This is a genomic window from Caballeronia sp. PC1 (genome assembly GCF_021353155.1).
Lineage (GTDB): Bacteria > Pseudomonadota > Gammaproteobacteria > Burkholderiales > Burkholderiaceae > Caballeronia > Caballeronia cordobensis.
In genome coordinates this window covers 1-24,890 of sequence record NZ_JAJUBH010000004.1, presented here as the reverse complement: position 1 = coordinate 24,890, position 24,890 = coordinate 1, and the positions used below count along the sequence as shown (strand labels likewise).

Genomic DNA, 24,890 nt, shown 5'->3' with positions numbered 1-24,890 from the left:
TCGACCACAGAACACATCTTGTGTGGCGGAGCGATTTCTGTGGCCTCGGCGCTGATGAGCTGCTTCCAGCGGAGATCCCCGCAGTCTGGAGGCCACAGAAATCCGGTTACAGTGAGCGCAGGAAACGCAGCAGGTCGGATTCAATTCGGGGCCTCGGCGCCTCGCCGGATGGCTGTAGTTGCGCCAAGGCGCGCGACTTCATCTCCAGGTCGATTTGTGCGTAAATGTTGGTGGTGTTGAGCGACACATGGCCGAGCCACGCGCGGATGGTGTTGATGTCGACACCCGAGCGCAGGAGATAGGTAGCCGTTGTATGGCGAATCGTGTGCGGGCTCACCCGCTTCGCGCCGACCGCAGGGAACCTCGTCTCGATGCGCTTCGCGCAGCGCTCCACCAGGGAGTGGACTCCGAATCTAGTAATCGACGTACCACGCCGGTTCAAGAAAGCATACTGGTCCGCTGGCCGACCGGCAATCAGTGCCGAGATCTCCGCTGCCGTTTGCGGCCAGAGGGGACACAATCGAACCTTGTTGCCTTTGCCAAGCAATCTGACAAACGCGTTGCCGTTGCCATCTCGCGACTGCAATTGCAGATCCTGCACCTTAACTTGAGCGACCTCTGTCGCTCGCGCGCCAGTGTTGTACAGGAACATCAGCAGCGCATGGTCACGCGTTCCCTGTGCCGTTCGTAAGTCTGCAGCAGCAAGAAGCGCATCCATCTCAGGTTTCTCAAGGTAGGGAATCTCGGGGCGCGCGAACTTACGGAATGGGATCGCTAAGACACGCCCGGACCATTCAAGGTGCTCTGGTCCGTATTCGCCCACGAATCGCGCGAAGCTATGTAAGGCCGCGAGACGTTGGTTGACGGTTCTCGCGCACAAAGCTTTACCGGCCGTCGTTGTTGGGAGAAATCGATTGATCAGGTCTCTGCTGATGTCGTCGATCTTCAGCAGGTCAGGACGCGTTCGTAGTTCGCCCGCAGCGTAGCGAATGAGCCTGGCCAGCGTGTCGCGGTAGCTCAATTGCGTGCTTCGCGCCACACTTCTTACCGTGACAAGGTAATCGGCCAGGAAGCGTTTGATCCATGGGGCCAACAGGTTCAGATCGTTCATGACTGGCTCTCCAGCGCGACGTATCGTCCGAGTCGGTTCGACGCTTCCACGAGAAGTTCCGGAGACATAGGCAGATAGACCTGGGTGGCCGCTATGCTCGCGTGTCCGAGATAGATTGACAGCAGAGGAAGAAGTCGCTGCACGTCGGCACCTTGCTGATACCAGCTGGTCAAGCGATGTACAGCGAACGTTGCTCGCATATCGTGCAAACGCGGCTGATACCGGGCGCCGTCGTTGCGCCGAACGCCAGCCTTTGACCTGAGCCTCGCAAATGCGCGCCGGACGCCGCTCCCGGTTGGCCGACCACCGTCATGACGGACAAACAGTGGCATGTCGTCGCGAGCTTCGACGCTGACGGATGGGTGAACCGCCACCATGTATTCTTGCAGGATGTGGACGAGCTGCATTCCAATTGGAACCCATCGTGTCTTGTAAAACTTCGTGTCGCGAACCGTGAGCAACTGCTGTGGCAGATCCACATCTGCGAGGCATAGGTTCAGTGCTTCGCACAATCGTAAGCCGGTCCCGTATAAAAGCAGCACGAGGACTCGAAGGGTGCGTGCTTCAATCGGCGTCGCGCGTGCACACTCAAGCGCAGCGATCAGTCGGTCGACGTCGTTCTCGGAATACACATAGGGTTGGAAATCCTGATAGCAACGTGGTGTCCGGGTAGGTAGAGGAATGGCAGATACCAAACCGCGTGCGAGCGCAAAGCGGAAAAAGCCCACGAGAGCAGAATGCTTGCGATGCCAATATCGGCTGATCGGGAGATTCCCGTCGAGGAATGCCCGAACCTCCGTCTGAGATATCGAACTGAGTTCCCGCTCACTTCCCACGTACTTGGCAAACAAGACGAGCACGCCGTGAATACTATCGCCCTTGCATCCACCGGCGCGGATAACCTGCATATACAGTGAGATTGCAGCAGCGAGCTTCATAGAAACCTCCCGAGATCAACGTCAGCCACCTGGCGCAAGCCGTCGATGTCGACCTTCGCGTATAACGCCGTGGTGGCGGGATGGCAATGTCCGAGGAAATCTCCAATCTCCTTCATGGTTAGACCTCGTCCGAGAAGCTGGGTCGCACACGCATGCCGCAAGGAATGCGGTCCCTTGTGTTTGATCAACAGATCCATTGGCCTCAGCTGACGATTCACAATCTGCCAGATCGCGCTGCTGCCAAGTGGTTGATATGGACTACGCAGCTGGAGAAACAGCTCCCGCCGATCAGACTTCACTCGAACGAAGCGCAGATACCTCGCAAGAGCATCCGCTACGTCGCCGGCCAGTGGAAACACTGCAACATGTGGGCTTTGCTTGGAACGGTGCACGCGAAAAAGCGCTTCCTGCCAGTCAAAATCGTCGAGACACAGTCGGCGCACTTCGGCCACTCGCAATCCGTACACCGCGAACATCATCAAGATCGCGCGATCACGAATCGCGCCGGGCCGGTTCCCCTCGAGATTCTCAAGGACACGAAGGACTTCCGGCCAAGCCGGACCGGCAGGTAGCGCCTCGCCTTGATATACCCGCGGCGGTTGTATTGACGAGGATAAACCGGGTCGGCATTGCCCGTGTTCTTCCAAATAGCGGATGAAACTTCGAATGTTGTAGCCATAGGTTTGCATCGACGCGCGTGTCAGACCATCGCGGCTTCCTTCGAGGCAAGAATGAGATCGACGGCTTCCCAGTCAAGTCGAGAGATGTCATAACCCTCGGCATTAGCGAGCCGGAGAAACTCGGAAGCGCGACCGCTACGCGTTCGAATTGTTAGTGCGGAGAGGTTACGCTCGTCGCGCATGAAGCGAGCGTAGGCTGCGATCTGCTCCGAGCCAGGCTGCTCGTTGGTCACCGCTTGCAGTCGTCCAAGAAAACGCATCCAGTTCGTCGCTGTCGAAACATACGCCGTTCGGGATGCTTCCCCATCGGTGCGGGTAGGGTTAGTCGCTCGCCGGTTACGCCATCGATCTGCGAGCTTACCAAGTTGAGCAGCGGTGAAGGAATCCGGTAACGTCCATCTCAATGCCTCTCCTATCCGCAGCATGTACGTTGCATTGCGAATTAAGGTCTTGCGTGAAGCCCAATGGCGTTGCATGTACTCGAGGTATCGAACCCGCTCGCCGTAGAGCGGTGCGGTGGTGTGACGGGAAACTGCAGCCGGGTCCTTGAAAAGTTGATCGAACATGATGAGCCCTCCTTCCGCAAGAAAAGCGGAAAGGTAATATTGCTCCTCAAATCGAGACCTGCTTCTGTGGTCTTCAGACTGCGAGGATCTCCGCTGGAAGCAGCTCATCAGCGCCGAGGCCACAGAAATCGCTCCGCCACACAAGATGTGGACCGTCACTGCCTTGAACCGCGCGAGCTCATACGGCTGCACCGGCAGTGGCTGTAGGGCCGGCGCGTCTAATTCGGTGAACGCGCTGGCGCGGCATCCCGGCAGTTTCTGAAATGGGCGCTCGTTCAAGTTCTTCAGTAGCGGGCGGATCGCGTCGTCCACCGACTGGACCGACTCGAACTGGCGATGACGCAAGCGCGCCATGATCCAACGTTCGACCACCTGAACCGCCACTTCGACCTTCGGCTTATCGTAAGTCAGCAACTGCTTGTCGTGATGACGGTCGCGCGACTGTAACGGTCGAGATCACCCATCCGTTTCATCCCCTGCGCGGTACCCGGATCCAGCTGGCTACTCGCCGTCAGAACTGGGGAGAGGATCGTGTGATGTTCTATGACGAACATGGCCGGCTAGTATCGATACTGGCCTCATGGACTGATGTGGACGAACCGGACGCGTTCGCTCAGACCGCAGCGGGACGCTCCGAGTTTCGTGTCGAGGACCTCCGAAGGCTGCGCGCGCTGATCGACGACCTAAAGCCGGAGGTCCTCGGTCGTGTCAAATAAATTATGCCGGCAGTGTAAGGTAAATAACGCCGCGTCTGTTGTTCAGACGCTTGGCGACGGTGGCGCGCATACTGTTATTTCGGCAGTATGGCTGAGACTCCATGGCTGGTCAGGCCTTGACATTGAAATAAATGCGGCATATTTTAAATTACATAGCTTTAGCCGGCACAGTGACCTTGACCAAGCTCGATTCGAAGCAGGACCGCCTCAGGCGCCTCGGCGTGCTGAACCCTCATCCCGAGCGGGTGCGGGCTCCCTGGTTTCAATCGAACGATTTCTTCGACGCCCGCGATCTGATCCAGGTCAAGTACGAGATGCTGCGCCACGTCAGCGTCGACGGCGCCTCGAAGGCCGACGCTGCAGAGCTGTTCGGCGTGTCCCGCCCGACCTTCTATCAGGCCGAGGCAGCATTCGCGCGCGACGGCCTGGCCGGACTCATGCCGAAACCGCGTGGGCCCAAGGGCGCACACAAGCTCAATCTCGAAGCGATGGCCTTCGTCGAACGACATCTCGAAGGAGACGGCTCCATTCACGCCCGCGCACTAGCCGAGCAACTGGAATCCGAGCTTGGCATCTCGGTCCACCCCCGCAGCATCGAACGCGCGATCGCACGCAAAAAAAAACCGTAGAACCATCTGTCGCCACCCATCCCCTCGCGCAAACCTTGACTGCTGCCTACGAGGCGCTACGCGACGCGGTGATAGAAGGCGCCCCTTGCCCAGAGGGTATGGCGGCGATTCGTTACCACGGCATGCTGCATGGACTTTCCATGCTTGCGATGACGGCCCCTGCGACCAGCGACGCTCCTGAATCTCGCAAAGAGGAACGCATGGGCGCACTCCCATCCAGCGACGAATTGGTACGTCTGTTGGCCAATCTCGTTCTGCGCACCCATTCGGAGCTCGCCCATGTCTACTGACCCGTACCAGAAAGTCACGGCCGACCACTTGCGCCGCGACGCCTTTCTATACGTGCGGCAATCTTCGCTGCGACAGGTATTCGAGAACACCGAGAGTACCAAGCGCCAGTACGCATTACGCGAGCGTGCCGTATCGCTGGGCTGGCCCATCGAACGCGTGCACGTCATCGACAGCGACCTGGGTCTGTCCGGCGCGAGCGCAGAAGACCGGGACGGTTTCCAGCAACTGGTCTCGGAGGTCGCCATCGGTCACGCCGGCATAGTACTCGGACTGGAGGTGTCACGTCTCGCGCGCAACAACGCAGACTGGCATCGGCTCATCGAACTTGCCGCATTGACCCACACTCTGATCCTTGACGAAGACGGCGTCTATGATCCGGCTTACTTCAACGACCGCCTGCTGCTCGGTCTGAAGGGAACCATGAGCGAGGCCGAATTGCACGTTCTGAACGCGCGGTTGCAGGGTGGGATGCGCAACAAGGCGCGACGTGGCGAGCTCGAACTCCCGCTGCCCATCGGACTGGTCTACCATCCAAATGGATCGGTTGTACTTGACCCTGATCAGCAAATCCACGCGAGCCTGCGACTGTTGTTCGATACTTACCGGCAAACGCACTCGGCAAGCATGGTTGTGCGCCGGTTCCGTCGCGAAGGCTGGGTCTTCCCGCGGCGCATCCGCCGCGGCATCGGCAAAGGCGAAGTGCAATGGGGCGGGCTAAACACATCGCGTGTCCTGCAGATTCTGCACAACCCCCGATACGCTGGGGCCTTTGTGTATGGGCGGACACGTATTGGACGCAAGGCTGACCTGACGAGCACGCAGTTTAAGGTTGCACAATCCGACTGGCAGGTGCTCATCCGCAGCGCTCACGTCGGCTATATCGACTGGGACGAATTCGAGCGCAATCAGGTTACGCTCAGGCAAAGCGCAAACGGATTTGGTTCGCTCGCACGAGGTACTGTCCCTCGCGAAGGCGATGGACTACTACAAGGGCGAGTCATCTGCGGGCTGTGCGGAAATCGAATGCGCGTGCGCTACCAGAAGGTAAGCGGCAGGCTTGAGCCTTACTACGTATGTCATGACGTCGCTGCCCATGACGCTGGCAAGCCTTGCCAGTCGGTACGTGGACGCGCAATTGATGATGCCATCAGCGCATTACTGCTTCAGACGGTTGGGCCGGCAGCCATCGAAGTGGCGTTAGCGGTCGAGGACGAGATCGCCGAACGTATTGAGCAGGCCAACTCCATGCGCCTGAAGCAACTGGAACGCGCGCGTTACGAAGCTGAGCTCGCGCGCCGTCGTTACATGAACGTTGACTCAGCAAACCGGATGGTTGCCGACACGCTTGAGGCTGACTGGAATGATCGCCTTCGTCGACTGGACGTGCTACAGCAGGAACACGAACGCCAGCGCCGATCGGATCAGGATCTGCTTGGCGACGAGGCTCGTGCGCGCATTCGGGCTCTCGCGGATGACTTCGCCGTCGTGTGGAACGACAGACGTATCGAATCCGTCGAGCGCAAGCGTATGCTAAGGCTGCTCATCGAAGACGTCACCCTGGTGAAGTCGGAGAAGGTCTCGATCCATGTGCGCTTCCGCGGCGGCCGCACGATCTCACTCGCAGTCGACAAACCCAGGTCGATGGCACTTGTACGCAAGACACAACCGGCGGTCGTCACCGTCATTGATGGGCTCCTGGAAACGTGCACCGATCAGCAGGTCGCCACACAACTTAACGAGCTCGGATATACAAACTGGCAGCACCAGACATTCACCGCGCGGAAGGTGGCTCTGGTACGGACCACCTATGGGCTGCCGAGTCGATATGAGCGACTACGCGCGCGGGGCCTGCTCACCGGCGCCGAACTCGCCACGCAACTCGAAGTTAGCCAAACTACGATCCACCAATGGGGACGGCAAGGGCTTCTACGGCGGCACGTGTACGGGCATGATCACCGCTGCCTATACGAACCTCCAGGGAATGTCCTGTTCGTAAGAGGCACGGGTGGACGCAAAGCTACACAACCAACCTTCATCGCCGCTCCAACTACCGAACAAGGTGCAATGTGAAACCTACTCCTTATCCTGCGGGCGATAAACGCGTGCAGGCAGAAATGAGGTGCCGTAGTGACGCGCGAAGTCCAGCACGGTGTCGCCCGCGCGCGGCTCGTAACGGTCGGGGTCGGCGATCATCGCGCGCGGGTTGTCCGGCACGATCAGTTGTGGAACGCCGCCGTAGAAGGTCAGCGCGCGGGTGATACCACTCAGCCAGTCCTCCATCGTCTCGGCCGGCGTGGCGCATGCGAACGTATAGCTCGATGCGCCCATGGCGGCCACGAAGATGTGCGCGCGGCGCCCTGTGGTCAACGGCAAAGTGGGACCGGCGAAGTCGACGAATAGCTTCTCGCCAGCACGGTGGATCTGCCGCATGGAGCGCTTCAGCCGTTTCGCGAACGCCTTATAGTGCTCGCAGAACTGCGTGTAACGGTAGGTCTTCCGATTCGCGAACTCCGCCTGATATTCCTCCCACAACAACGTCAGCGTCACGCCCTTGCGGCGCAGCTCTTGATGAATGCGACCGTAGTCGGGCTGTGCATAGGCTGCGGGTCCGGTGGGCTTGCCAAGAAGCCGTCGCTCGAGCTCGCCTTCGTCCATATCACGGGCGATCGCCCAATCCAGCCCGGCGGCACCCGCCAGTCCGACGTACTTCGTGACCACGCCCTTGGAAATTCCCAGCGACGCGGCGATTCGATCATGCGAGAAACCGCCGTCGAACTTAAGTCGTAAAACATCCTTGATCATGCGCATGTTCATCCGGTGCGCGGGCATGCTCTCTCCGGCAAAAGCCGGCGAGCATAGCTCGCGTGGTTGATGTCATGCGCAACGCCAGTCCTGCCGTCCGGTTCGTTCGGTCACGTTCCCGAAACGGCCGGTCACGTTGCCGAAATCACCGGTCACGATCCCGAAACGGCCGGTCACCTTCGTCCGAAATACGCAAAGTATGGCTGTGTAGCGCGCATTCCCCGCCATCAGTAATCCAGGCCGAGATCACGTGCGTTGTCTGCCATACGGTCCAATGCAGATTCTTGCCGCTCGCGCATTCGATTGGCGTAGGCCATCAGATCTCCGAAAGCAACTCGCCGATGCGTCCCGACCATCCGATGCGGGAGTCTTCCCGCTTCGATTTCCTTGATCACGAAAGGCCGTGAAACGTTGAGGAAGTGGGCTGCTTCGACGGTCGTGAACTCTTTCTGGCTTGGCACGACCGAGATCGCACGCCCTTCGCTCATTGCGCCCAGAAGCTGACCAATTAGCTTGAGCGCCGCTGGAGGCACGTCGATAGACGGATGCTCGCCCGTGTCGGTCGTCAATGTAATCGCGGCCGCACGCGAGTGATCGAGCGCTTCCATAATGCAACGCTGTGCAACCCGCGCCATTTCGAGATCATGCTGACTCATCGGAGGTGGAGATACCTCGCGAATTCGATTCGTCGTTGTCATGGGACACCCCTCGTTTAGTTTTCTAAACCAGAGTACCCGATAAATGCAATAAGTGCAACAGGTGCAATATCTGCCGCTTTTGCGCCGGACGGGCCGCGCTCGTACAGATCTGGGTACCGGGCATGCAGCGCGATGGGTTTGCTGAGCGACATCATCGTCATTGCGACGAGCGTCCATAAGAACTTGCCACGTTTTCGAGCCGGCGTCTCCGCGGTGAGTGAGAACAATTTGAGCAAGCAGTCTCCACCATGGTTGCCGGAGCGACGACAGCGAGGACGCGGACTGACGGCGGCGATCTTTGAAGGTGACTGGTAAAATCAGGAGTCTGATTTAAGGTACGCACGATGGGATTCGAACAGCTCACTGCGCTCAAAGCGCAGCTGAACCATGGCGCGACCAGCAAAACGGTTGCTTCACGCTCGACGTCATCGCCAGTGGACGCCACACGGGATATCAAGCAGCCACCGAAGCCTCGACACACGTCTGCCGACGCGGCCGCGCGCGCGATCAATACGTTGCAGCGACTTTTCCCGCGGGCGTTTCCGCGCAGTCCGGCACCAAAGGTCCCGCTCAAGGTCGGCATTCTCAAGGACGTGCTTGCGAGAGCGGCGTCGCTTGGCCTCAGCGAACGAGACGCTCGTAACGGCCTGAAGCTCTGGTGTCGTGGCCAACGATATTGGACCTGTCTCGTCGAAGGCGATGTCCGCGTGGATCTCACCGGCGCAATCGCCGGCGTTGTCACGGCTGTCGAAGCGGAGTATGGCGCAGGTCAAGAGAAGATCCGGCTCGCGCGTAGGCGGGAGCAGATTGCAAAGGATCGCCCCGGTCAACCGCGCTGACCGGCAAAACCCGCGTCAATTGCACGATCAATTTAACATAATTGTTTCTATCAACTTTTCGTGGGATACTTAATATCGACGTTCGTCAGCGCGGAAAACTGACCCTCCGACATCGGCAGGCCGAAGGTTTCGTCTAATTACAACGGGCTAGATTAATTCAGATATGTCACGTCATCACGCTCAATCGCCGGCCATTAGCACACAATCGGACCCAATCGCGGGCTGCGGTCGCATGGCCACAGCATCCTACGGTCAACAGACGCAAGCCGATGAAGCGCTCCACAAGCGCCGCGACGACGCCGCCGTGAGACCTTGGTCATTGGATTCCCGCAGAAACGTAATCTGCACCTGACGGTCGCACGGAGCATCGCCGCCTACCCAGACCATTGAAATTTTCGACGGAAGCGCCCACCCGTAATAGCGGCGATGGAAAACTGTGAAAATGCGGCCACGTGGCGTAAAATGTAACGACACGTGGCAGAATGGAGATCGAAATGAAGCTGACAGTCCGCGACAGCGAAACCGGAAAGCCGTTTCGGAGCCTCGTCCTTGCGATTCAAACCCGCATTTCTTCTTTCGGATCATATGTAAGCAACGGGACGTCCCAGTTCGGGGACATGGCAAGAGTTGCTGATATGACCCCGTTACAGGCTCACGACGTCGTAACGAGGGGGCTACCGGTGGCCCTCGCGCGCGAAATGATCGATGAGTATGGTGTCGTCACGCGTGAAGCGTTACTGCTCGCAATCGGCGTGAGTGAGCGAACCCTGCAGCGCGGCAAAGACGAAAGCCGCCTGCTCGACAGCAATGCCACGGATCGGCTACTCAGGCTTGCTTCCATTACCGAACAGGCGATTGATGTCCTCGGATCGAAAGAAGCCGCAGAGCGATGGCTATCGCAGCCCGCGATCGGGCTCGATCAGCGTCGGCCAGTCGAACTGCTGCAAAGCTCCGAGGGTGCCGAACTAGTTAAGACACTGCTCACCCGCATGGATTACGGGGTGTACTCTTGACGCCTTTGCCGGCGGGGCTTGGGACGAGCGCGCTTACCGTTTGGCGCCTCGAACGAGAGAAGCACTTCCCTACCTGGAGCACGGCCGAAGGCGCTTTTCTCGTTGGAGGACGGTGGTCGTCGCCCGGACAACGAGTGATCTATGCCTCACTGGACCCTGCTACTACGATATTGGAAGTTGCTGTGCACAAGGGCTTTGACGTGTTGGATAGCGTGCCCCATCGACTACTAGAGATTGAACTCGGAACCACGGCTGTCAAAATCCTCCTCCCTTCCGAGGTTCCAAATCCGCACTGGTTGAACCCGGGTGCCGTCAGTCCAAATCAACAGAAATTCGGCGACGCGCTGTTGGCTGCAAGCCCGCTCGCCTTAGTCCCGAGTACCGTCAGCAAACATTCTTGGAACTTGCTGATCAACGTTGCTTCAGCATCAGACCAAATCGCCTTGAGAAACCACGAACGCTTTGCGCTCGATCCTCGGCTAACGATGATCCGCTAGCCCGGGGATTGAGTTTCGATATTGCGCAATCGCCCAGGTAAGCGTCCTGTTGCCCGTTCAGTACGAAATCGGGCTGAGAAGAGCAGGAGCGCCGAACTCCTGCACCTTCGCATTGGATTGCTGAAAATACAGCGTCCAGAACTGCCTGAGCGCCGTCATCGTCTGCGGATCGCGATATGCGCTGCGCGCTTTCGCATCGCCGGAGAGCAGCCCAGCGCCGATCACATAGACACGCGCTCCGCCGAAATCGGCGATCAGACCCGCCACGTTCGCCTTCTTCAGCTCCACCGCAGGATCGACGCGCCGGACGGTGTTGTGAGCGTAGAAGCTCGCGACCGAACTATTTTCGAGCATGTCCGATGCTAGGAAGAGCATGCGGTCGGCGGCCGGAGAGGCGCGCACTTTGTCGCCGATGTCCTTCAGCGCGGCGAGGATGTCCGACCTCGCAAGATCATTGGTCGCCGTCGACTGGATCTGCACGACCGCCGCCAGCAATGACTTCTTGGCGAACGCGGACTGGCCTATCATGCACGCGTCGAACGTGCGTAGCGCGCGTTCGCTCACGTCGTCGCGCAGCTTCGCCGATATTGGCGCTTCGATGATTCCGCGTGTCACCACTTCCGTGTAGTGCCCTTGCGAGAATGCCGAGAAGTCGATCAGCGTGTAGGCGCTCCCCGGCTTGACGGCGGTAGCCGCGGTCGCGGCGATCTGCGCTTGTAGCTTCTCATCGAAGACGGTGGTCTGATCGATCGCCATGAACAGTTCACGGTCGACTCGACTCGCAGGCGGCTTGATGTGATTGGCCGCGTAACAGCTTGGAATGTCGTTACTAATGCCTGCCATCGCGGTACTTGCGGACAGGGTCATTGCGGCCGCGGCAAATGAGCTTTTGACAATTCGCTTCATGGCCGCAGTCAAACCTTGAACAAATCGTCGAGCTGCGATTCGAGCGCAGTTTTGGCCTGCTCCGCGCGCTCCTTTCGCAACTTGATCTCGGCGATGACCTGTGTCCGCACTGGTTCATTGAGGCGATAGATCAGCTCCTTCTTGCGCGCGAGATCGGCTGTCCCCTCGATTTCCGACACGAGTTCATCGATCGTGGCGCTGGCCGCGACATTGGCAACGGGAGACGGCGTCACGGGCCGAGCGGCTTCACGTTCATCTGCTCGCGTGTTGGCAGGCGCGCGAACCGGAGCAGCATCGAGATCGGACTGCGCGCGCAACTCTATCGCGTAGTCGCGGAAGGTCTTCGTGAACGTCTTTCCCGAAATGTCGGCGTTCTCGGCCATCCGCTTCTGCAGATTTTCCAGTTGTGACTGCGTGATCGCGCGCAGCGGTGCGAAGTAGTTGTTGTAGTCCTCAAACGTGGTGAAGCCCTTCGTCGTCTTCCACGCGGCGCGGCTCTCGCGACCGCCGAATCCCCAAGCGAAGCCGCCGAAGATCCCGACGATCTGCGTCACCACAAAAATCACTGCGAGCGTGATGAACGCGGCGGCGCCTTCGCTGCGCGTCGACGACGACTCTTCCGCGCGCGCCCGGTCATCGGCAGCCTTCTGGCTAGACATGAGTTCCGCAGGGACTGCATTGGCCGTGGCGAACGGATTGCCGGCATCGGCGCTTTGGCTCATGCCCATTGCTTCACGCGTCTGCTCGGCGTTGAGATTGCTCCAGCGCATCCAAGTCGACGTCACAGCGATGATCACAATCACTGCAATCGTCACGCCCACCATGAAGTAGCTGTGGTTGGTGCCGATGCGATTCACGACCTGTGTATAGTCCGGTTCGCCGTCGTCGAGCGACTGGTCATCGTCGAGCTTGACCTTGCGGCTTGAGAAGCGCTCCTGGGTCTTGTCTTGCTTCCACTGCTTGCGGCTACGGACGACAAGATTCGAGCGGTATAACTGATGCCCGGCCACGTGCGTCAGGAACACCATGATCACGCAGAGCACGAGTACGATCGCCACCATCAGCAGTGTGTGCGTATTTGCACTGCCGTCGCGAGCCATCCAGCTTCCGAGCAGATATGAAAACCCAAGGCCTTCGGCGATGACCAGCACGGTCAGGAGCGCGAGAAGCCACACCGGCGTCGGGGAGCGACCACTGTCATCGGCCTTGGAGAGATATGCGTTGCGCTTGTTGAATTCTTCCTTTGACAGATACGAGATGAACTTGTTGTAGTCGCCACAGAGCGTGCGTTCCGAGTCGGTCCACCCGCCCTGTCCGTGAATCCCATGGCGCGCGAGGCGTGCAGTCTTGCCTAGCACGGGAAACGTGTATTTCCAGTGGTTCAGCCAGAACTCAAGCGTCGAACGGTATGCGAACGCGCCGACCGCAACGACGGCGGCCACGACGCACCAAATAACGGTGCTGAGATTGGCCTGTATGAGGTCCATCATGATCGTTTGTTCCTATTCTTATGTGCGTGCGATGACTGGCACGTATTCGACAGTGAAATACTGGCTGCTCTTATGGCGCACGAGTTCGCCTGCAGTCGCCTTGCCGTTCGCGAAGATGATGTCGGCGCAATCGAATACGCCCGCGTTATTGACGAACACTCGATACAGTACGCCGCCATCCACAGCGTAGGCATTGACTTCTGGAGACAGGCGCACCTGTGCGGGGCCTGCCAAACCGCCGCTCTGCTGATAGTCCTTCCAGACCAGCAACGTCGGCTTCGTGCCAGCCGTCGAGCCGTTGCGGAGGACGGACACGTCCTTCAGCGCGAGATACTGTCCGTTCAGCGTTGCGCCCCAGCTGCTGCCGTACAAGTTCTGCACGTGGTCCCTCACAGGCACGGCCTGATCGTCCGCAACTGACTTCATCGCGTGCGAAACGCGCGGGCGATCGTTCATGCAACTCTTCGTGACCGGCGCTTCGTCGGCGACTGCCTTGGACATCAAGGAGAAAGAAGGCGAGACGGGCGTGGCGGCGAAACGAAGGCCGATTGCTGCGGGCATCGTTTCGCGCCAGCCGAAGTCGATGCTATCAGTTGTCACCGTCGAGACAGCTTCGATGGGCTTCGAAGTCGAACCCGACGGCGCTGCGGCGATCCGGGTCGTGCTCGTCTGCGCCTTCTTCGGACGTGCGGGCCTCTGTGCGACCGCCGTCTGCGTCTGGCCGGGTTTCACGCTCGCCGCTTGCACGCGGGCATCGTCTTGTTGCGACGACAACGGCCGATAATACTGATACTTCGGAACGCGGCTGCTCGCGTAGCTTTGCAGGATGTCGGTTCTCGCGCCAGCCAGATCCACGATCTCGACGCGACGATTCTGCGCGCGTCCTTCCTCGGTCCGGTTATCCGCGATCGGCAAGGTCTCGCCCGCGCCTTGATAAAAAACGTTCCCCGCTGCCACGCCGTGTTCCGCGAACAATTTGGCCACCGTGCGCGCGCGGCGCTCCGATAGAGCGGCGTTCAGTTCCGAGTTGCCCGTGTCGTCCGTGTGGCCGATCAACAGAATCTTCGCATTGGCTGCGGCAGCCTTGTCGCCATCGCCCGAGGCCTCTGCTACACGGGTCGATGTCCGGTATTGCTCTGCGATTTCGGCGAAGTAGACTTTCGCGTCGGGTGTCAGCTCCGCGGAACCAGTCTCGAACTGCGTGTGGCGCGTCGTATCAACGATCGTGAACGAGCTTCCGATCTGTTCAGTCTTGCCCGTGTCTGCCGCCCGGACTTCGAGCGGAGCGGCCGTATAGATGAGATCGTGCTTAGCTGCAATCTTAGAAAGCGCACAGCGCCGGCTGTCGACAGCATGGCCGACCAGTCCGCCGGCGATACCGCCCGCCGTCGCCGCGATGGCCGCTGCCGCCACTTTATTCTTGGGCGCAATGACTGCGCCGAGAATCGCGCCAAGGCCAACGCCCACTGCAATACCGGTGTTCCGGCTGCTGTTCGCACAGGGATCGGGATTGGCGAATGTGCTTTCGAAGATATTGAGGTCGCTTTGTCCAGAAGCGCCCTCTCTGTTGTTGCTTTGAAGGCCGCCAGTGTTGGCGCACCCCGTCACGGCAAAAATAGTGATCGTGGCAAGCCATAATGGCCTTGCCCTGCCAAATGCGATTGACATTCGCCCCTCAGTTCTTGGTTTTTATCGCGTCCGTTCGGCCGCTGCTTTTCGTTCCCCGTCGATGCGGCATGACAGGCCCACCTGGAGTGGTTTACGGCAAGCTCTTAATTAACTTTAGTGCTCTCTTGGCGCTATGAGGCAAATCGATCAAAATTTGAGAGCGCGAATGATGGATTGAGTTACGAGCCTGAGCGCGTCGACCCCTTCGAACCGTCAAGGCGGTAGGACCGGGCTCCATTGTGTGCAGACCGGCGAGCCATTCAACATAGTGTCCGTGCCTCGCGCCGCGCACATGCGCATGACTTTGCTTACCCGCATCCGCAACTTCTGTCTCGAAGGTGATCACTGCACCCAAGCAGGCCGCCGCCCCGAAAACAGATCCGACGACGAAGGCTGCAGCCATTGCCAGCGCAATCAAGCGATCAGTTTGCTGAGTCATCGCGCACCAAGCACGTGGCAACGGGCCTTGAGCCGAAGCAGATCACGGTCGTGCTCACCGCGTTGGAAGAAGTGACGAAGCGATCCTCGGCCGCGTGTTTTTTTTGAGAGAGACAAGCGAAGGAAGAGAAGCTTCTCGCGGTCATCGATTGATACTTCCGCCTAGTGAACTTGCTCAAAAGGACAGGTGCAATGGCTGAACGAGACCTTTCCCGACGACGAACGCGGCTCGGCCTTTGCAGACGTACAGGCACCGCCCTTCACTCGGCTGCTGCAGATCGCTTTCCCGACGTTGGATGTTCAGCCTCCCCGAAATTCATAGTCGGCCAATGAGAACGCCCGACCATTAAGCGACCCCCAATTCACCAAGAAGCAGTGCCATCAAACATGGACTTGCGGCTCCGTTGCGTCCACTGCGTCGGTGGGGCTGCCCAACTCACGTGTGGCTTAGCCGGTCGAAAAAGCATCTGTGCTGAGCGTGGATCGCAGCAAATCGTGACCTATGGTCGTCCGCTTACATCGGTTTCTCCCGACGGCAGGCTTGCGGGGCGAATTGTGCAGCGCTCGCCGCCTCTCAATGAGCTTTACAGCACTCGCAACGCGCCAGTGAGTGTTCGCCTACCTGTTGAGTAGTTCAAGCCGCGACTGCCCCTCGATCTCACAGTGCTTGTAGTTCATCCAGTAAAATGGCGCCGACACCAGATGTTCAACGAGATAGGAAGCATGGCGAATATGATGCCGGATGAATCACCGCTGTTCTCCGTTGTAGCCAGTCTGCCACGAGAGTCGTTGAGGAAGACAAGCCACGTGTATTTGGTAACGGACAACTGGGACGACTGGGATAAGTACCGTACGCAATTCTCGGTACACGTCATTGATGCGAAAAATGTAGACCATTTTCTTGGTTCTGCGAAGATCGGTGAGGTCGGTCTTCGTCCGAAAAGTAAACGCGAAGTGTTGGCACCCGGCTTCCGCGCACCTACCCTCGAGTCTGAGTTTGCAACGCTCGGGCCGAAGCACTTTTCCGTTGGGCAAAGTGAAAATTACTACGAGACTTTGAATGAAATTGATGACGAACTCTTCAGAACTCGCGTTCTTGAAGGTCTTCGCGACTGCGCTTACGATCTCACTACCCTTGACCTAAACCTGAACGAGGACGTAATGTCCGAGTCTCTTCTTAGAGACGTTCAGGAACGCAATGTAAGATATCGCTACCATCGCCTCGCGAACGGCGACGCGATCCTCACGAGGTTTCAATTCAGCTATACGCTCCCCGGTAGCACAGCGGAAGATAGTCCGCCGACTCTCACTTTCAAGGTTCGACCGCACAGCGAACCGCCCACAAACGTTCATGTGTTGATCGGGAGAAATGGTGTTGGAAAGACTCGTTGCATTCAGAATCTAATAACGTCCGTTCTAAGAGGCGATAGTGTAGAGCCGAAGTATGGGCGACTGGAGCGGCTCGGAGACAATGCGGAGAAGTGGACATTCGCTGGTGTAGTATCTGTATCATTTAGCGCGTTTGACGACTTCCATCCACCTTCTGTTGGTGATTCCGGCATACGAGCTTCACAAATTGGTTTGCGAGCCAAGGCTCAGGAAGATGTCGAAGGGGGCTCACACATAAAAACACCGGTTATGTTGGCCGATGATTTTGTCGACAGTCTCGAATTATGCCGAAGCGGGCCGAGGGCGAGACGGTGGGTGCAAGCTCTGGACACGCTCGAAACCGATTCGCTGTTTAAAGAAGCTAACGTCCGACATCTGCTTTATCTGGAGGATGAAGCTTGGAAGGCCGCTGCTAGAAAGCTGTTTAGGAAGCTGAGTTCTGGCCATGCGATAGTCTTATTGACGATGACTAGGCTGGTCGAACTAGTCGATGAGCGCACTCTCGTTATCTTGGACGAACCCGAAGGTCATCTCCACCCGCCTCTCCTGGCTGCTTTTGTTCGTGCGATCGCCGATCTGCTTGGCAAGCGCAACGGGGTCGCCTTGGTCGCAACACATTCTCCCGTGGTTCTGCAAGAAGTACCCATGTTATGCGCCTGGAAATTGCGCCGTTCGGGTGCCGTATCGGTGGCAGAGCGACCGACAATCGAGACGTTTGGGGAGAACGTTGGAATTTTGACGAGTGAGGTGTTCGGCTTGGATGTGACTCGTTCTGGTTTTCACAGCCTGCTCGAAAAAGCTGTTAGGGCGAGCAAAAAATATGAGGACATACTCGACCATTTCTCGGGCGAATTGGGCTCGGAAGCTAGAGCCATCGTACGGGGATTGATTGCCGCAGAGAAGCACGGATAAGAAATGAGAGTAATAGAGCGACCAAAATACGCCGTGGCCCAAGTCTTTGCAGATTGCCTCAAAGTCAAGAGGGACAAGAACCTTAAAGCTCGCCTTCAATGCGTTGCGTCCGAGATCACGGCAATGTCCCGGGCGTAGTTGAAGGTTGAAGGCGGCGGTTCCCCGTTGGAAATCCGAGAGAATCGGGTTTCGACGACCAACTTCCCGGACAGGGAACCAAGGAGAACCGCCAAATGAAGCGTACCAAGAAGAAGCCCCAAAGCGCCAGCGCGCCGTTGCACGTGGTGCCCAAGCAGGACCCGGAAGGACTGCGTGCCTGTTTTGCCGAGAACAGTCAGCTCCTGTTGCCCATGCTCGATCTGATTCAGAACACCCGCGCGAGCATCGACGAGTTGATGCACGAAGCCGGCCGTAGCCTTGTCGAGCAACTGCTGGTGATCTCGGCGACGGAAGTCGCCGGCGAGAAGCATCCGGGCCGCAGAGGCGGCGAGATCCGCTGGCACGGCTCGCAGCAAGGCCAGATTGTGATGGACGAACGCAAGTTGAACGTGAAGCGGCCGCGCCTTCGGCGTCGTGGCGGCGGCGAAGTGCCGGTCCCCGCCTACGAGCAATTGAACGAGAATCCGCGGCTCGCCGAGCGCGTGCACGAGATCATGGTCACGGGCGTGTCGACGCGCAAATATGCCAAGGTCCTGCCCGAGATGGCCGGCACCGTTGGCATCTCCAAGAGCAGCGTCTCGCGCGAGTTCATCAAGGCCAGCCAGACGGCGCTCACCGAGCTGATGGGGCGGCGCTTCGATGACAAGGACTTTCTGGCGATCTACCTTGACGGCATCATCGTCGACTCACGTCACATCATCGCCGCTATCGGCGTGGACAGCCCCGGCGAGAAACACCTCCTGGGTCTCGCGAGCGGGTCGAGTGAGAACGCCCAGGTCGTCAGGATCTGTTGCGCGGACTGATCGAGCGCGGCGTGCCTGCGGATCGCGAATACCTGTTCGTGATCGATGGTTCCAAAGCGCTGCGCTCGGCCATCGAGGAGTTCTTCGGCGAACGCGCCCACGTGCAGCGCTGCCGTGTGCACAAGCAGCGCAACGTCCTCGAGCGCCTGCCCAAGGAGAGCGTTTCGCAAACCGCCGCGATCATGAAGGCCGCCTACAAGTTGTCGACCGACGATGGCATCGCCAAGCTCAAGACGCACGCGGCGTGGCTCAAGGCCGACTATCCGGACGCCTCGGCCGCACTGCTCGAGGGGCTGGAGGAAACTTTCACGGTGAACAAGCTGGGCCTGACGCCGGCGCTCATGCGCGGGCTGTCGACGACCAACATCATCGAGAATCCCAACGGCGCGGTGCGCCGTGTCGCGGGGCGCGTGAAGCGCTATCGCGACGCCGACATGGCGTTGCGCTGGACAGCCGCGGGCTTCCTGGAAGCTGAGAAGCACTTCCGAAAAATCCTCGGCGTGAATGAACTCTGGATTCTCGCTGCGGCCTTGAAACGGTCACGCTCGAAATCAATTGACCATGATCGGAAGGTTGCCTAACCTATGCCGCACCCGCCGTCCCAACCTTCAACTGTCTTCGGGACATCGCCGAGATCACGACCGCGGAAAATCAGTACAGACAAAAGGCAGATATTCTGGCCTTTCATGAGGTAATTAAGACAGACGGGGTTGGGACGTGTATCTCGACGAAGGAAATGGAGAATTTATACGATACAGTTTTCGCGAGAAAGTCATCGCCTGTTCGGAAGTCGTACTACGACAAACTCATGTTGGCGCCCAAAAATGGAATCTGTCCATTGTGCGGGCACAGAGACGTATCAACCATAGACCACTACCTACCGAAGTCGGAGTATCCCGCTTTCGCAGTGACTCCCATTAATCTTGTTCCTGCGTGTTCGGAGTGCAATCACACTAAATTACAACATTTTCCCGAGAGCGATGTTGAGCAGCTAATACACCCATACTTCGACGTCTTACCGTCAGGAGTTTGGTTGGTCGCTGATTTGGAGCATTCGCAACCGCCCTCCGTGCGATTCCGAATATCTGTAGAGGGCGATTTCGATCAAATGCATTTGAAGCGCCTGAAGCTGCACTTCGAGAAGTTCGAGCTCGCGAAGCTATACGCATCACAGGCCGGCACCATTCTTTCCGGTATTGCAGGAAAGCTCACAAACGCGTGGGTGCGCGGAGGCAAGGACGAGGTGAAATTCCTGTTGACCGAGGATGCCGACTCTTGGGGAAAGCACCATAAAAATTGTTGGCAAGCCGCGCTATACACGACGCTTGCAGATTCCAACTGGTTCTGTGAGGAGGGCTTTGCTTATGCCGCGGTGGAGGCCGTAAGCGAATGATCGAGTCATTCGACGTGAATGTTCATGCCGATTTTTGGGCAGGATGTGCGTCCGCGCTTTCGCATCAAGGGGCATATTGGAAACGACCGTCGTGACCTTGGATTTTCGATCACGCGGTGTTGGTGGACGTCATAGAATTTTCAGATACGCGTCTCGCACGTTGGAAGTCATGTCGCTCGTAGAGACGAGCGCGGGCTTCTCGTGCATGACGCGCAACAAGTGCGTATGCCCCGCCTCCGCCGATATGTTCCCTTCTTGCGTTTACTTCGTGACTGGTGCAATTTCTGCCGCTGAACGTCCCTCCGTTAGCGTCTCCTCGACGATGCCGCGTTTTTGGTCGCGGTGCGTCGCCGGTACTCTGTGGACACCGTCGCATTTGTGCCCGCGAGAGCATGGCCATTCTCATCGGACGTTTACACGGTCAGGTTCCGACGGAAACCCGAGGCAGCGAGGAGCGTCTAAGTTCGAGGGTCTAATCGCTGTACTGGTATAATCGCGCAGAAAAACGAAAAAACAAGAAAATGTCCAGCTTCCCTAGCAAGCTTCCCGCTGATTGTCCACTCGCAACCGCGAAGCCATGCGGCGGCGATGTTTACCACGCCTGCAAGACCAGTGTCCCGGACGCAGGCGACTTTGCTACCTACGAGGAGATGGGATTGCGCCCAAATGCTCGGGGCGATGCCGCGTGCAAGCGATTCGGGCTATCCGTCTTTCCGAAGAAATCGGACTGCGAACACGCCATGCGACTGATTCCATCAATCGGGACATACGTTGCGAGAGCAACGCTTCGAGCCGACCACGGAGAAATCGCCGACACGCACAGTACATTGCCGAACCATCAGACATGGTGGCCGTTCGAAGACGTTGATCGTGCATCACTGTTCTCGTGATAGGGGCAAGCCATGTTATGGACGTTTGACGGAGCGTCAGAGGATCCAAGTAGGTTTGGAAGCCTTGAACCCGAGCATGTTCTCTATGAACTCGACGGCCCAAAGATTTTCACGCTTAGGGTGCAGGGAAAGTTGCATCTTGTCTACGAGTCCTGCGTAGATGTGGAGTCGAAAACGGTCCGATTTTTGGTCGCGCCGACTAGCAGCCTCTTGCTCGATGATTTGACGTCGGGAACGAGATCAGTGCTGGAAGTTCTGGATCAGCCTTGGGTGTGGGTAGTGGACCAGGGGTTCCAAGGCGACAGTCTGTCATGTCATGTTTTGGATAATGGTCTCGCATCCGTCCCAATCGGATTCAAACCCGAAAGGGACATCATGCTCTGGCCGCACCTTATGCCGCTATTGGCCGTCAGGATGATTGGGCCTGATATTCGTCGAGGGAATGTTCCGGCAAGTGTAATTAAGCGGGCGGCAGATGCAGTTCCGGCTGCACTCAAGAAATGTTTCGATCGACGGAATCGCGATGCAACGACGCAGGGCCGACCGGATAATTCCCGGCGAACTTTTTACGATCTACCCGCACAAAGGTTCGCCTTCAACAGCTTTGAAATAGCCTTCCACGAAGGATTGTCATCCACACAGAGCCATCTCAATCTCTCTGACGACGCTTTCGGCTACGAGGCAGATGGAGATGAACTCCGGCGCGCTCTTGAATGGGCGAAGGGGGATACCGATTCAAACCCAGACGTTGTTATGGCCGAAGCAGTGGAGAAACTCGTTCCCCCCATGCATGGCGTTGTAGAATCGGTCGAAGTGAAGGGAAGAATGCTGCAGAGCATTGAACCCATTGTGTTAAAGCGCACTGCAACTAAGCGAGTGAAACTCTTTCTTGCGACGCAAAGGGCGGCAGAGCGAGTCCTTGTGGGATTCGAAGGTTTCGTGGACGAATTGGATAAGGGCAAGCTGTCTTTCATCTTGCGTGGTACCAAAGACGGCGCAGAAATTACCTTCACGTTCTCCGAAGAGTTCTATGACGACATTCTGGAAGCTTTCAGCTCCAGCGCTCGAGTCGCAGTGTCAGGAAGGAGGACCCTCGCTCGACAACCAATTGAAGTCATCGGCTTTGAACCGATATCTGCCCGATCGAGTGACCTAGACGCTGACTGATTGAGTTCAGAGACCTTTGTCGTTGTTGTTAGGTTGCCCACCTTTTCCACCGATGGCCAGCCCATCTACGGAAAAGCTCTTGTGCAACAAGACATGGCCGGACAGGATCGAGGCGACGCTGTGCTCCCGATTTTCTTTCGCCGCTTCAACGGCTGCGTGGTCAGGCATTTTGGCGTCGAGAATGTCCAGGATCAATTGCTCAGGCGCTGCGACCTCACGCTTCAATCGAACCCACTCCTGCCGCAGAATGACGTTTGTTAAGTTCGTGGCAATGTCGATGGATCGCGCCATGCTATCGAACGTTTCCTTGGCATCGTATTTACCCGCTTCTGCAGAACGCTCAAGGTCGTGCAAATACACACGCAGAGCGTTAATGGCATCCAGTAAGCCCTTGTGCGCATCTTCGACCTTATTCAGCCGCAAGACGATGCGCACCTGAATCTGATGCTGCTCGCTGAGACTCTTGGCGTTATACGCGACGAAATCCTTGCGCTGCGTTTCACAAAAGTCGAACACTCCTTGAGGATCTTGATCCCAACGCTTATCGTGCTCTTCGCCGAGCTTCGAGAAAAGCGCTTTCCAGCCCTCAGCAATCTCCAAGGTCAGCGACACGTAACGGGACACGTCGCCCCGAAGGTCGTCTATCCATTTTTGGCGCTTTTCAGCGATGAAGGTGGATGCAGTGCGTGCGGTGGAGACGCGCTGCACGTCGAGCGTGTCGCGAGATATCTTCTCGGCTTGTTTGAGCGAGCGGCGAGCGATGTAGAACTGCATTCCGACGCCTGCGGCTGCGACGATTGCCGCCCAACCCGCTGAATGAATGCTCATCTGTTCGTTTGTGTGTTGGTCCGTAAGCGGCCAGCGAACCCGTCTTGACGGGCGAAGGGCTACGCGACAGACGTGAGAGGCTGCCAGTTATGAGGCAGCAAAGATGCGATATCGCACGCTTTGTGGGTCGGCAAGCGTGTCAGGATGTCTTTCAGATACGCGTGGGGTTCGTGCCCGTTCAGTTGCGCTGAGCGAATGAGGCTCATGATCACAGCCCCACGTTGGCCTGCGCGAAGCGACCCCGCAAACAACCAATTGGTCCTGCCGATGGCCCATGGGCGTATTTGATTTTCGACCCAATTGTTGTCGATTGGTACGTGCCCGTCATCGAGGTAGCGCGTCAGCGCCTCCCAGCGCTTCAGGCTGTAATCCAAAGCCTTCGCAATGGCCGATCCGTCAGAAACGAGTTTCCGCTGTGTGACAAGCCATTCATAGAGCGCGTCGCACACGGGCTTGGCTCGGCTTTTACGAAGTTGGCGTCGAGCTTCGACATCCAAGGTCGCGGCATCGCGCTCGATGTCATAGAGCTCGGTGAAGAACGGTAGCGCCTGCTCAGCAAGCTGGCTGCTGTGATTGGCGTGCAGTTCGAAGAATTTGCGCCTCGCGTGAGCTGCGCAGCCGATTTCGGTGATGCCCTGAAGAAATGAGGCCTTGTAACCGCCGTAGTCATCACACACCAGCTTGCCACGCCAGCCGTCTAAGAACGTACGGGCATGCTCTCCAGCTCGGCTGCCCGCGAAGTCGTACACCACCGCGCGAAGGTGACTGAATTGCGTGGACGTATATGCCCACAGATAAGCCCGATGCGTCTTCCCTTGCCGGGGCTGAGCATCTGCACCGGCGTTTCGTCGGCGTGCAACACGCCTTGCTGCAAGATCTCTCGACGAAGGGCGTCGACCAGTGGCTGCAACTGCGCGCCACATGTGCCCACCCACGCTCCCAGCGTGGATCTCGGTATCGCCAGGCCCGCCCGAGCAAAGATCTGCTCCTGACGGTACAGCGGCAAGTGATCTGCGAATTTGTTGACCAGTACCGACGCTAGAAGTCCGGTGGTTGGGATGCCCTTGTCGATGACGTGCGCGGGCACGGGTGCCTGGATTAGCGTCTCACAGTGGCGACATACCCATTTACCGCGAATGTGTCGCTCCACCTTGAACACGCCCGGCGCGTAATCTAACTTCTCGCTGATGTCTTCGCCGATACGAACACGTTCGCATCCGCATTGGCACACCGTGTTGTCCGGTTCGTGACGGATGTCGACACGCGGCAACTGCGGCGGCAAGGGTGCGCGCTTGGACGGTTCGTGTTGGCGCTTGCGTGAAGGCTCGAGCTCTTCGAGCTCTATCTCAATGGCAGCCAGGTCGCCATCAATCGCCTCGTCAAGCAGGCTCATTTGCTCGCTGTTGAGCTGTTCGCTGCGCCGGCCAAACTGCTGGCGCCTGAGCACGGAGATCTCGTGAGTCAGTTGGTCGATGCGAGTTTGTCGGTAATGCAGCTCCCGTTCTAGCTCACCGAGCTCTCGCCGTTTCTCCGTTACCTCCAGATCCTTGGCGTGGACCTCGGCGAGCAGTTGCGCTGCGAGGGCGCGCAACTGCTCTGGATTGAGGTCGTCGAGGTCGGCCGGCGGGTTCATGCAGACCAGTCTGCCAGAACCCCGCAAACGCGAGAAGCAGAACTGTATACGTCGCCCTTAACGCGTCAGATTATGCGTATCACGCCATCTTGGCCGATGCGCTGCCACGGCAGCCCGAGCACCAAGCCCGCCAGTTGCTCGTGCGTGAGCAACTGCTGCTTGGGTTCGCTGCCAGCGTGCGGCCAGACGAACCGCCCCTCGTTCAGCCGGCGCGCTGCCAACCAGATGCCGATGCCATCGTGGACGAGAACCTTCAGTCGGTTGGCGCGGCGGTTGGTGAACAGATAGGCGTGGTGCGGATGCGCGGCGCCGAACACCTTCACCACGCGCCCCAACGCCGTGTCGAAGCCGGCCCGCATGTCCAGCGGATCGACTGCTAGCCAGATCTCGTCGACACGAATCACCGCAGCCACTCGCGCAGCCACGTCGCGCAT

At 58.1% G+C, this 24,890-nt stretch carries 20 protein-coding genes and 4 pseudogenes; 12 read left to right on the top strand and 12 right to left on the bottom strand.

The window, feature by feature from the left end:
- Window positions 1-106: 106 nt before the first annotated feature.
- The 4 genes and pseudogenes from LY284_RS33255 to LY284_RS33240 all read right to left on the bottom strand — a co-directional run.
- Window positions 107-1,111: a tyrosine-type recombinase/integrase gene (locus LY284_RS33255; RefSeq protein WP_233391165.1), complete on the bottom strand. Its 1,005-nt coding sequence runs from the start codon at window positions 1,109-1,111 to the stop codon at window positions 107-109.
- The gene (locus tag LY284_RS33250) at window positions 1,108-2,049 is read right to left on the bottom strand and encodes a tyrosine-type recombinase/integrase (protein WP_233391161.1); all 942 of its coding nucleotides are present in this window, start codon (window positions 2,047-2,049) and stop codon (window positions 1,108-1,110) included. The genes LY284_RS33255 and LY284_RS33250 overlap by 4 nt, the downstream gene beginning before the upstream one ends.
- A complete protein-coding gene (locus LY284_RS33245) occupies window positions 2,046-2,738 on the bottom strand; it encodes a tyrosine-type recombinase/integrase (protein WP_233391159.1) in 693 nt (230 codons plus the stop codon). Before LY284_RS33245 ends, LY284_RS33250 begins: the two co-directional genes overlap by 4 nt.
- Window positions 2,739-3,439: 701 nt before the next feature.
- Window positions 3,440-3,697 (bottom strand): annotated as a pseudogene (locus LY284_RS33240) (IS21 family transposase); the annotation flags it as partial.
- 53 nt (window positions 3,698-3,750) lie between these two features.
- Between LY284_RS33240 and LY284_RS33235 the strand changes: the two are divergent.
- The 4 genes from LY284_RS33235 (at window position 3,751) to LY284_RS33220 (ending at window position 7,001) form a co-directional block, all read left to right on the top strand.
- Window positions 3,751-4,011 (top strand): DUF5372 family protein, encoded by a 261-nt coding sequence (locus LY284_RS33235; RefSeq protein ID WP_144404197.1) that lies wholly within the window; start codon window positions 3,751-3,753, stop codon window positions 4,009-4,011.
- A gap of 176 nt (window positions 4,012-4,187) precedes the next feature.
- The gene (locus tag LY284_RS33230; protein WP_073426921.1) at window positions 4,188-4,640 is read left to right on the top strand and encodes a helix-turn-helix domain-containing protein; all 453 of its coding nucleotides are present in this window, start codon (window positions 4,188-4,190) and stop codon (window positions 4,638-4,640) included.
- 35 nt (window positions 4,641-4,675) lie between these two features.
- Window positions 4,676-4,930 (top strand): hypothetical protein, encoded by a 255-nt coding sequence (locus LY284_RS33225; protein WP_233391158.1) that lies wholly within the window; start codon window positions 4,676-4,678, stop codon window positions 4,928-4,930.
- Complete coding sequence (locus LY284_RS33220; protein ID WP_233391155.1) at window positions 4,920-7,001, top strand: recombinase family protein; 2,082 nt, start codon at window positions 4,920-4,922, stop codon at window positions 6,999-7,001. Before LY284_RS33225 ends, LY284_RS33220 begins: the two co-directional genes overlap by 11 nt.
- A 9-nt stretch (window positions 7,002-7,010) precedes the next feature.
- Here LY284_RS33220 and istA read toward each other — a convergent pair.
- Window positions 7,011-7,739, bottom strand: a pseudogene (gene istA / locus LY284_RS33215) (IS21 family transposase); the annotation flags it as partial.
- A gap of 221 nt (window positions 7,740-7,960) precedes the next feature.
- On the bottom strand, window positions 7,961-8,431 hold the full coding sequence (locus tag LY284_RS33210; RefSeq protein WP_233391150.1) for a helix-turn-helix domain-containing protein: 471 nt from the start codon (window positions 8,429-8,431) through the stop codon (window positions 7,961-7,963).
- A 122-nt stretch (window positions 8,432-8,553) separates the two neighbouring features.
- On the opposite strand from LY284_RS33210, the gene LY284_RS39345 reads away from it, so the two are divergent.
- The 4 genes from LY284_RS39345 (at window position 8,554) to LY284_RS33190 (ending at window position 10,780) form a co-directional block, all read left to right on the top strand.
- Entirely contained in the window at window positions 8,554-8,610 is a 57-nt protein-coding gene (locus LY284_RS39345; RefSeq protein WP_375294340.1) for a hypothetical protein, read from the top strand.
- Window positions 8,611-8,775: 165 nt separating this feature from the next.
- Window positions 8,776-9,270: a ProQ/FinO family protein gene (locus LY284_RS33200; RefSeq protein WP_233391143.1), complete on the top strand. Its 495-nt coding sequence runs from the start codon at window positions 8,776-8,778 to the stop codon at window positions 9,268-9,270.
- A gap of 494 nt (window positions 9,271-9,764) precedes the next feature.
- Complete coding sequence (locus LY284_RS33195; protein ID WP_233391141.1) at window positions 9,765-10,283, top strand: antitoxin Xre/MbcA/ParS toxin-binding domain-containing protein; 519 nt, start codon at window positions 9,765-9,767, stop codon at window positions 10,281-10,283.
- Complete coding sequence (locus LY284_RS33190; RefSeq protein ID WP_309243234.1) at window positions 10,280-10,780, top strand: RES domain-containing protein; 501 nt, start codon at window positions 10,280-10,282, stop codon at window positions 10,778-10,780. Before LY284_RS33195 ends, LY284_RS33190 begins: the two co-directional genes overlap by 4 nt.
- Before the next feature lie 57 nt (window positions 10,781-10,837).
- Here LY284_RS33190 and LY284_RS33185 read toward each other — a convergent pair whose 3' ends face one another.
- From LY284_RS33185 to LY284_RS33175, 3 genes are all read right to left on the bottom strand, one after another.
- The gene (locus LY284_RS33185; protein WP_233391139.1) at window positions 10,838-11,623 is read right to left on the bottom strand and encodes a hypothetical protein; all 786 of its coding nucleotides are present in this window, start codon (window positions 11,621-11,623) and stop codon (window positions 10,838-10,840) included.
- Window positions 11,624-11,694: 71 nt separating this feature from the next.
- The gene (locus tag LY284_RS33180) at window positions 11,695-13,176 is read right to left on the bottom strand and encodes a hypothetical protein (RefSeq protein ID WP_233391135.1); all 1,482 of its coding nucleotides are present in this window, start codon (window positions 13,174-13,176) and stop codon (window positions 11,695-11,697) included.
- Between the two features lie 18 nt (window positions 13,177-13,194).
- Window positions 13,195-14,844, bottom strand: coding sequence for an OmpA family protein (locus LY284_RS33175; RefSeq protein ID WP_233391133.1), 1,650 nt, complete (start codon window positions 14,842-14,844; stop codon window positions 13,195-13,197).
- 1,161 nt (window positions 14,845-16,005) lie between these two features.
- Here LY284_RS33175 and LY284_RS33170 point away from each other — a divergent pair.
- The 4 genes and pseudogenes from LY284_RS33170 (at window position 16,006) to LY284_RS33155 (ending at window position 21,995) form a co-directional block, all read left to right on the top strand.
- A complete protein-coding gene (locus LY284_RS33170) occupies window positions 16,006-17,583 on the top strand; it encodes an AAA family ATPase (RefSeq protein WP_233391131.1) in 1,578 nt (525 codons plus the stop codon).
- Between the two features lie 233 nt (window positions 17,584-17,816).
- Window positions 17,817-19,126, top strand: a pseudogene (locus LY284_RS33165) (IS256 family transposase).
- A 452-nt stretch (window positions 19,127-19,578) separates the two neighbouring features.
- Window positions 19,579-19,938, top strand: a complete 360-nt coding sequence (locus LY284_RS33160; protein ID WP_233391124.1) for a hypothetical protein — start codon at window positions 19,579-19,581, stop codon at window positions 19,936-19,938.
- 1,133 nt (window positions 19,939-21,071) lie between these two features.
- Entirely contained in the window at window positions 21,072-21,995 is a 924-nt protein-coding gene (locus tag LY284_RS33155; protein ID WP_233391121.1) for a hypothetical protein, read from the top strand.
- Between the two features lie 6 nt (window positions 21,996-22,001).
- Here LY284_RS33155 and LY284_RS33150 read toward each other — a convergent pair whose 3' ends face one another.
- The 3 genes and pseudogenes from LY284_RS33150 to tnpB form a co-directional block, all read right to left on the bottom strand.
- Complete coding sequence (locus LY284_RS33150) at window positions 22,002-22,823, bottom strand: hypothetical protein (RefSeq protein WP_233391119.1); 822 nt, start codon at window positions 22,821-22,823, stop codon at window positions 22,002-22,004.
- A gap of 59 nt (window positions 22,824-22,882) precedes the next feature.
- Window positions 22,883-24,456, bottom strand: a pseudogene (locus LY284_RS33145) (IS66 family transposase).
- A gap of 65 nt (window positions 24,457-24,521) precedes the next feature.
- The coding region (gene tnpB / locus LY284_RS33140; RefSeq protein WP_014194149.1) for an IS66 family insertion sequence element accessory protein TnpB at window positions 24,522-24,890 on the bottom strand (369 nt) is incomplete at its 5' end.

Excerpts from the sequence above, each read along its gene's own strand:
- LY284_RS33250 (WP_233391161.1), bottom strand. The coding sequence starts at position 2,049 with ATGAAGCTCGCTGCTGCAATCTCACTGTATATGCAGGTTATCCGCGCC.
- LY284_RS33170 (WP_233391131.1), top strand. The coding sequence starts at position 16,006 with ATGGCGAATATGATGCCGGATGAATCACCGCTGTTCTCCGTTGTAGCC.
- LY284_RS33255 (WP_233391165.1), bottom strand. The coding sequence starts at position 1,111 with ATGAACGATCTGAACCTGTTGGCCCCATGGATCAAACGCTTCCTGGCC.
- LY284_RS33150 (WP_233391119.1), bottom strand. The coding sequence starts at position 22,823 with ATGAGCATTCATTCAGCGGGTTGGGCGGCAATCGTCGCAGCCGCAGGC.
- LY284_RS33210 (WP_233391150.1), bottom strand. The coding sequence starts at position 8,431 with ATGACAACGACGAATCGAATTCGCGAGGTATCTCCACCTCCGATGAGT.
- LY284_RS33185 (WP_233391139.1), bottom strand. The coding sequence starts at position 11,623 with ATGGCAGGCATTAGTAACGACATTCCAAGCTGTTACGCGGCCAATCAC.
- LY284_RS33245 (WP_233391159.1), bottom strand. The coding sequence starts at position 2,738 with ATGCAAACCTATGGCTACAACATTCGAAGTTTCATCCGCTATTTGGAA.
- LY284_RS33180 (WP_233391135.1), bottom strand. The coding sequence starts at position 13,176 with ATGATGGACCTCATACAGGCCAATCTCAGCACCGTTATTTGGTGCGTC.
- LY284_RS33195 (WP_233391141.1), top strand. The coding sequence starts at position 9,765 with ATGAAGCTGACAGTCCGCGACAGCGAAACCGGAAAGCCGTTTCGGAGC.
- LY284_RS33175 (WP_233391133.1), bottom strand. The coding sequence starts at position 14,844 with ATGTCAATCGCATTTGGCAGGGCAAGGCCATTATGGCTTGCCACGATC.
- LY284_RS33200 (WP_233391143.1), top strand. The coding sequence starts at position 8,776 with ATGGGATTCGAACAGCTCACTGCGCTCAAAGCGCAGCTGAACCATGGC.
- LY284_RS33220 (WP_233391155.1), top strand. The coding sequence starts at position 4,920 with ATGTCTACTGACCCGTACCAGAAAGTCACGGCCGACCACTTGCGCCGC.